General features: G+C 67.6%; 6 protein-coding genes. 3 read left to right on the top strand and 3 right to left on the bottom strand.

Going from position 1 to position 6,933, the window contains the following annotated elements:
* Nucleotides 1–425: 425 nt before the first annotated feature.
* Nucleotides 426–1,526, bottom strand: a complete 1,101-nt coding sequence (locus ACFV4K_RS34045; protein ID WP_379280410.1) for an FAD-dependent monooxygenase — start codon at nt 1,524–1,526, stop codon at nt 426–428.
* Nucleotides 1,527–1,650: 124 nt separating this feature from the next.
* On the opposite strand from ACFV4K_RS34045, the gene ACFV4K_RS34040 reads away from it, so the two are divergent.
* Nucleotides 1,651–1,857 carry a hypothetical protein gene (locus tag ACFV4K_RS34040; RefSeq protein ID WP_379280409.1) on the top strand — a complete coding sequence of 69 codons (207 nt, stop codon included), beginning with the start codon at nt 1,651–1,653 and terminating at the stop codon, nt 1,855–1,857.
* A gap of 275 nt (nt 1,858–2,132) precedes the next feature.
* Nucleotides 2,133–3,560, top strand: a complete 1,428-nt coding sequence (locus tag ACFV4K_RS34035; RefSeq protein WP_379280408.1) for a sugar porter family MFS transporter — start codon at nt 2,133–2,135, stop codon at nt 3,558–3,560.
* 15 nt (nt 3,561–3,575) lie between these two features.
* Here the strand turns inward: ACFV4K_RS34035 and tuf are convergent, their stop codons facing one another.
* A complete protein-coding gene (gene tuf, locus ACFV4K_RS34030; protein WP_379280407.1) occupies nt 3,576–4,772 on the bottom strand; it encodes an elongation factor Tu in 1,197 nt (398 codons plus the stop codon).
* Between the two features lie 139 nt (nt 4,773–4,911).
* The gene (locus ACFV4K_RS34025) at nt 4,912–5,226 is read right to left on the bottom strand and encodes a hypothetical protein (RefSeq protein ID WP_379280406.1); all 315 of its coding nucleotides are present in this window, start codon (nt 5,224–5,226) and stop codon (nt 4,912–4,914) included.
* A gap of 115 nt (nt 5,227–5,341) precedes the next feature.
* On the opposite strand from ACFV4K_RS34025, the gene ACFV4K_RS34020 reads away from it, so the two are divergent.
* Nucleotides 5,342–6,847: a leucyl aminopeptidase gene (locus tag ACFV4K_RS34020; protein ID WP_379280405.1), complete on the top strand. Its 1,506-nt coding sequence runs from the start codon at nt 5,342–5,344 to the stop codon at nt 6,845–6,847.
* Nucleotides 6,848–6,933 lie beyond the last annotated feature (86 nt).

The following is a 6,933-nucleotide window of genomic DNA, read 5'->3' as shown; positions in this document are numbered from 1 at the left end:
CCCGAAGGCGAATCAGAAGTATCTCGAACCAGAGTCCGAAAACCTAGCAATCGTCGGCTGGAAAATTAGCCGACTTAAATGTCCAACCACCCTCACGGGGGTGAGAATGATTGGAACCAAATAAAATATTTGGCACTGACATTCATCGACACACTATTGAGTTCTCAAAGAACACACGCACAAGCCATCGATCCGAGCGGTGAGCCCGTTCGACTAGCTAGGCAACTTTTCAAGCTTAGCCCCGGCCCTACTGCAGAACCAAATCCGCTGGTCAGGTGGAACTAGTGTGATCATCAGGCGCTCCTCGTCCAACCTCGTTTCCCAGGCCCTTGGGGCTCCGGGTCCGTGTCGCTCTGACCTGGACTAAGTTACGTGTTGCGTCGAACCAAAGTCAAATCGCCTCTCTACCTGCAGTTTTCCGACGACTACGCGAAGGGCTGCGGGGGCTTCCAGCCTTCGAGGGTGCGGCGGCTGTTGGAACGGAACATCGCCACCGAGACTTTGTTCGGAATCGCGAGGAATGCGGCGTCCCGCAAGCCGGCGAGAGCGGCCGAGCCCGGTGAGGTCATGCGGGTGCCATGTTTGGACAGGAAGCTCATCCGGGCGACGCGGCTGCGGCGGGCGGCGGAGTAGCGAGAGAGATCAGGGGCGCAGGCCGCCAGGTTGACGGCATCCTCCAATGCCATGCCCGCACCCTGTCCGAGAGTGGGCCGCATGGCGTGGGCCGCGTCGCCGAGAAGGACAGCGCGGTCGTTCCACAGCTGGCGGGGTACGTCGATTTCGAGCAGCTCGTCGGTGACCACCGCGGATCGGTCGGTGGCGGCGATCAGTTTCGGGAGGGGGTCGGGCCAGTCGGTGAAGTAGTCGAGATCGTCGATGCCCGGGAGGCCGGCGGTGAAGACGTAGGTGCGGTCGCCGGTGATGGGGACGACGCCGGCTTCACCACGAATGCCCATGATCACGCCGACCGGGTCGGGCGCTGGAGTGTCGAGCACCCATCGCCAGGCGGTGATCCCGGTGTGGTGCACCGGACCGGACTGCGGCCACAGCTGGGTGCGGACCACGCTGTTGACACCGTCGGCGCCCACGATCAGGTCGTACTGGTCCGTATCCGAATCGGTTTCGATCCGACCATCGGCGTGGACGGCGACCACGCGGGTGCCCGCACGGACACACTCCGCGGGAACGGCGGCCGCGAGAATCGCGATCAGGTCGGCGCGGTGGACAGCCACCAGACCACCGGTGAAGTCGCTGATGCGGGCATCCACCAGCACCCGCCCCCGCTGGTTGCGCGCGAAGGCGCGGCGGTCCGCGACCGCGCCGGCTCGCACCGCTTCCCCGACGCCGAGCAGATCGAGGGCCTTCAAAGCGTTGGCCGCGAGGGTGATTCCCGCACCCACCTCGGTGAACTGGGGCGCGCGTTCGTAGACGGTGACCTCCCAGCCCGCCGCGCGCAGTGCGATCGCGGCGGCCAATCCGCCGATTCCGCCCCCGACAACCCCGGCCCTGCCCTTGCCTTCGGCCATGATCCCTCCCCGAACGTAGACGTGCCGCGATCGTAAATCTCCGATTCCTCCCGAAGTCGTAGGAGTGCGCGGGATCACGGCACCGAATACCTCCCGTCCGGAAATCGAGTGGAGGGCAAGGGGTATGGGTGTGCAGGCGGATCGGACCGGGGTGTCGCGGGCGGTGGAGGCGGCGGTCGAGGCGGCCAAACGGGGTGATGTGATCGCGGCGCGGCAGTTGCTGACGCTGGCCGACCAGCTGGCGGCCGAGGCGCTTGCGCGGGAGACGGCGCGGGCGAATCGGCCGAGGCGGCTGTGGGTTCCGCGGATACCGGGGCTGCCGCGGCGCTGAGCGGACGTGGGGCCCGAGGCCCTTCCGCCCGACCGGTCCGCCCTCGGACGGAGACACGCATGGCCCCGGCCACGGATGAACTCCGGCCGACCACGGAACCGGGCGAACCACCGAAGAACCGAACGGCCAGTTCGGCGTTGCGTTGAGCATGCATGGGCATTCCCCCAGCAAGAATGGTCGAAGTACGCCGTCTGACGGGGTTTGTGCGTCATCTCGGCCGAACCCAGAGAGGATGGTCCGGGCTCCAGGGTCCGGGTCCGGACGAAGGAGTCGGCGTGAATTCAACGGTGGGGTCGCGAACCTCGGACGATCAGGAGCGCGGGGCCGACAGCCTGGTCTACGTCGTGTTCATCACCGCGGCGGCCGCGATGGGCGGATTCCTGTTCGGATACGACAGTTCGGTCATCAATGGCGCGGTCGAGGCCATCCGCAGTCGATACGACATCGGCTCGGCGACGCTGGCGCAGGTGGTGGCGATCGCGTTGATCGGCTGCGCGGTGGGCGCGGCCATCGCGGGACGGATCGCGGACCGAATCGGGCGCATCTGGTGCATGCGGATCGCGGCGACGCTGTTCACGGCGAGCGCGATCGGGTCGGCGCTGCCGTTCGCGCTGTGGGATCTGGCCATGTGGCGGGTCATCGGCGGGATCGGGATCGGCATGGCCTCGGTGATCGGGCCCGCCTATATCGCCGAGGTGTCGCCGCCGGCGTATCGCGGGCGGCTGGCCTCGTTCCAGCAGGCGGCCATCGTGATCGGCATCGCGACCTCGCAGCTGGTGAACTTCGCGATCCTGAAGACGGCGGGCGGTGAGCAGCGCGGGACCATCGCGGGGCTGGAGGCCTGGCAGTGGATGCTCGGGGTGATGGTGATCCCGGCCGGGCTGTACGGGCTGTTCTCCTTCGCGATTCCGGAGTCGCCGCGGTATCTGATCTCGGTCGGCAGGATCGAGAAGGCGAAGCAGGTGTTGGCCGAGGTCGAGCGCGGGCAAGGGGATCTGGACGCTCGGGTCGCGCAGATCGAGCAGGCCATGCACAGCGAACACCGGTCGACGTTCAAGGATCTGCTGGGCGGGAGGTTCGGGTTCTTGCCGGTGGTGTGGATCGGTATCGGGCTGTCGATGTTTCAGCAGCTGGTCGGCATCAATGTCGTCTTCTACTACTCGGCGACGCTGTGGCAGTCGGTCGGCATCGATCCGTCCGGTTCGTTCTTCTACTCGTTCACCACCTCGATCATCAATATCGTCGGCACCGTCATCGCCATGCTGCTGGTCGACCGGATCGGACGGAAACCGCTGGCGCTCATCGGCTCCACAGGCATGGCCGTCGCGCTGGGGCTGGAGGCGTGGGCGTTCTCGGCCAAGACCGGGTCCGGCGAGAACGTGTCGCTGCCGCACGCGCAGGGCGTCGTCGCGCTGGCCTCGGCGCACTGCTTCGTGCTGTTCTTCGCGTTGTCGTGGGGTGTGGTGGTGTGGGTGCTGCTGGGCGAGATGTTCCCGAACCGGCTGCGCGCGGCCGCGCTGGGTGTGGCGGCGTCGGCACAGTGGATCGCCAACTGGGTCATCACCGCCAGCTTCCCGAGCCTGGCGGACTGGAACCTGTCGGGGACGTACGTCATCTACACGCTGTTCGCGATGCTCTCGATTCCTTTCGTGCTCAGGTTCGTTCCCGAGACCAAGGGCAAGGCGCTCGAGGAGATGGGCTAGCGCGAGGCGGCCGGACTATTTCAGGATCTTGGTGATCTGGCCCGCGCCGACGGTCCGGCCGCCCTCGCGGATGGCGAACTTGAGGCCGACCTCCATGGCGATCGGCTGGATCAGCACCACTTCCATGGAGACGTTGTCGCCGGGCAGCACCATCTCCACCGCCGTCGGCAGGGTCACCACGCCGGTGACATCGGTTGTGCGGAAGTAGAACTGGGGGCGGTAGTTGTTGAAGAAGGGGGTGTGACGGCCGCCCTCCTCCTTCGACAGGATGTAGGCCTGGCCCTCGAACTGGGTGTGCGGGGTGACCGAACCGGGCTTGATGACGCATTGGCCGCGTTCCACATCCTCGCGGCGGACACCGCGTAGCAGCAGGCCCACGTTCTCCCCCGCCTGGCCCTCGTCCAGGAGCTTCCGGAACATCTCGATGCCGGTGACCGTGGTCTTGGTGGTCTTCGGGCGGATGCCGACGATCTCGACCTCGGCATTGACCTTCAGGACGCCGCGCTCGATGCGGCCGGTGACGACGGTGCCGCGGCCGGTGATGGTGAAGACGTCCTCGATGGGCATGAGGAACGGTTTCTCCACCTCGCGGGCGGGGGTATCGATCCAGTCGTCCACGGCGGCCAGCAGTTCGGTGATCGTCGCGCCCCACTCCCCCGCCGGATCGGACAGCGCCTGGAAGGCGGAGACCCGGACGATGGGGCTGTTGTCGCCGTCGAACTCGTACTCGCTGAGCAGTTCGCTCACCTCGAGTTCGACCAGCTCCAGGATCTCCTCGTCCTCGACCATGTCGCACTTGTTCAGCGCCACCACGATTTTCGGCACGCCGACCTGCCGGGCCAGGATCACGTGCTCCTTGGTCTGCGGCATCGGGCCGTCGGTGGCGGCGACCACCAGGATCGCGCCGTCCATCTGGGCGGCGCCGGTGATCATGTTCTTGATGTAGTCGGCGTGCCCGGGGCAGTCGACGTGCGCGTAATGCCGGTTCTCCGTTTGGTATTCGACGTGTGCGATGGAGATGGTGATGCCGCGCTGGCGTTCCTCGGGGGCCTTGTCGATGGCCTCGAAGGGGGTGAAGGGGTTCAGGTCCGGATATCGGTCGTGCAGGACCCGGGTGATGGCCGCGGTGAGCGTGGTCTTGCCGTGGTCGATATGGCCGATGGTGCCGACATTGACATGCGGCTTCGTCCGCTGGAATCTCGCCTTCGCCACTGGAACCTCCTGCGCGCCCGTCGTTTCCAGGGTAGGGAGGATAGGGGCCGGAAGAGCTGAGAACCGGGCGAAACAGACGTCGAGGACTGTTGACGAAAACACGTCCCGAACAGAGGTTTTCCACGAATTCGCCGAGCGGTCAGCGGGCGCCGGGCTCACCGGCGGAAGTCGGCGGGGTGGCCTCGGTCGAGGTGGCCTGTTCCTTCGGGACGCACACCCACCGGCCGTCGGCGGTCAGACCCCACTGGGCGACGATGCGGCCGTCGGAGCAGTCGTCGCCGACATTGTGCTCGGGCTGGACGGAAGTCGACGGTATCGACGGCAGCGTGGTGACGGTGACCGGCGCCGGGGCCTGGCCGGTGTCGGAGCAACTTGTCAGCAGGCAGCCCGCGAACGCGGCTCCGACCAGGGCAACTGCCGATCCGGCCGTGCGCACCTTCATCCGTGACGCCATATGGTCACCCTTTCGTACCGAGACGATTCGGGGCAAACAGCGATCACAGAGCAATCTATCGTGCGGTCCGCGCCCAACCGGCTGCGGCCGGGGCGGCGCAGTAACGTGGGCAGCTATGACAGCTGTTGCAGATCGTTCGCTCGGGCCGGAACTCGCCCGCACCGAGGGCATCGGGGAGGCCGATGTCCTGGTCATCGGACTCACCTCGTCGGAGGACGGGCCGGTCATCGCGCCCGCCGACGCGTTCGAGGATGTGCTCGACGGTGACACCCGCGACGCCCTGCTGAGCGCGCTGCGGGCCGTCGGGGCCAAGGGTAAGGGCGAAGAGGTCACCAAGGTGCCCGCACCCGCCGGGCTGGGCGTGGACTTCGTGCTGGCGGTCGGGCTCGGGGCGGCGGACAAGCTCGACGCCGAGCAGGTGCGCAAGTCGGCCGGTGCGGCCGGACGGGCGCTGACCGGGGTCGCCACCGCGGTCACCACGCTGTCGGGCCTGGATCTGGGCGCCGCGGCCGAAGGGTTCTACCTGGGCGCGTACCAGTTCACCGCGTTCAAGTCCGCCAAGAGCGCACCCAAGCCCGAGGAGCAGCCGGTGCAGCGGGTCGAATTCCTGGTGCCCGCACCGGGATTCGGCGAGGAGGAGCTGTTCCGCGCGCAGGCCATCGCCGAAGCCGTCGCCACCGCACGTGATTTCGTCAACACCCCGCCGAGCGACCTGTTCCCGGCCGAATTCGCCAACCGCGCGGCCGAACTGGCCAAGGCGGCCGGTCTCCAGGTCGAGGTCCTCAACGAGACCGAGCTCGAATCCCAGGGCTACGGCGGCATTCTCGGCGTCGGCAAGGGCTCCTCGCGGCCGCCGCGCCTGATCCGCATCACCTACGCGGGCGGCGACCCCAAGGTGGCGCTGATCGGCAAGGGCATCACCTTCGACACCGGCGGCATCTCCATCAAGCCCGCGCAGTCCATGGAGAACATGACCTCCGACATGGGCGGCGCGGCGGCGGTCATCGCCACCACGCTGCTGGCGGCGCGACTGAGCCTGCCGCTCACCGTCATCGCCACCGTGCCCATGGCCGAGAACATGCCCTCGGCCACCGCGCAGCGGCCCGGTGACGTGCTCACCCAGTACGGCGGCACCACGGTCGAGGTCATCAACACCGACGCCGAGGGACGCCTCATCCTGGCCGACGCGCTGGTGCGCGCGGGCGAGGACGAGCCGGACTACGTCATCGACGTCGCCACCCTCACCGGTGCGCAGATGGTGGCGCTGGGCACCCGCACCCCGGGCGTCATGGGCACCGACGCCCTCCGCGACCGGGTGGCGCGCATCTCGCAGGCCGTCGGCGAGAACGCCTGGGCCATGCCGCTTCCCGCGGAACTGCGCGCCGACCTGAACTCCAAGATCGCGGATCTGCAGAACGTCGCGCCGCACCGCTGGGGCGGCATGCTGTCGGCGGGCCTGTTCCTCAAGGAATTCGTGTCCGAGAGCGTGCAGTGGGCGCACCTGGATGTCGCGGGCCCGGCCTACAACACCGGCGGACCGTTCGGCTACATCGGCAAGGGCGGCACCGGCGTTCCGGTCCGCACGCTGATCAGCACCCTCGAGGACATCGCCGCCGAGTAACCGCGACACGCGTCGTAACCGCGCGCAGTGTCCTGCGAGCCGAACGCCCGCCCCGCGTCAGCGGCGGCGGGCGTTCGCGTCAGCGC

This window comes from Nocardia sp. NPDC059764, assembly GCF_042732555.1.
GTDB lineage: Bacteria > Actinomycetota > Actinomycetes > Mycobacteriales > Mycobacteriaceae > Nocardia.
Note: the sequence above shows the minus strand (reverse complement) of the source record. Positions and strands in the feature narration are given on the sequence as shown.

Bases quoted from the DNA above. Each gene is read 5' to 3' on its own strand.
- ACFV4K_RS34045 (WP_379280410.1), bottom strand. From the start codon at position 1,526: ATGGCCGAAGGCAAGGGCAGGGCCGGGGTTGTCGGGGGCGGAATCGGC.
- ACFV4K_RS34040 (WP_379280409.1), top strand. From the start codon at position 1,651: ATGGGTGTGCAGGCGGATCGGACCGGGGTGTCGCGGGCGGTGGAGGCG.
- ACFV4K_RS34025 (WP_379280406.1), bottom strand. From the start codon at position 5,226: ATGGCGTCACGGATGAAGGTGCGCACGGCCGGATCGGCAGTTGCCCTG.
- ACFV4K_RS34020 (WP_379280405.1), top strand. From the start codon at position 5,342: ATGACAGCTGTTGCAGATCGTTCGCTCGGGCCGGAACTCGCCCGCACC.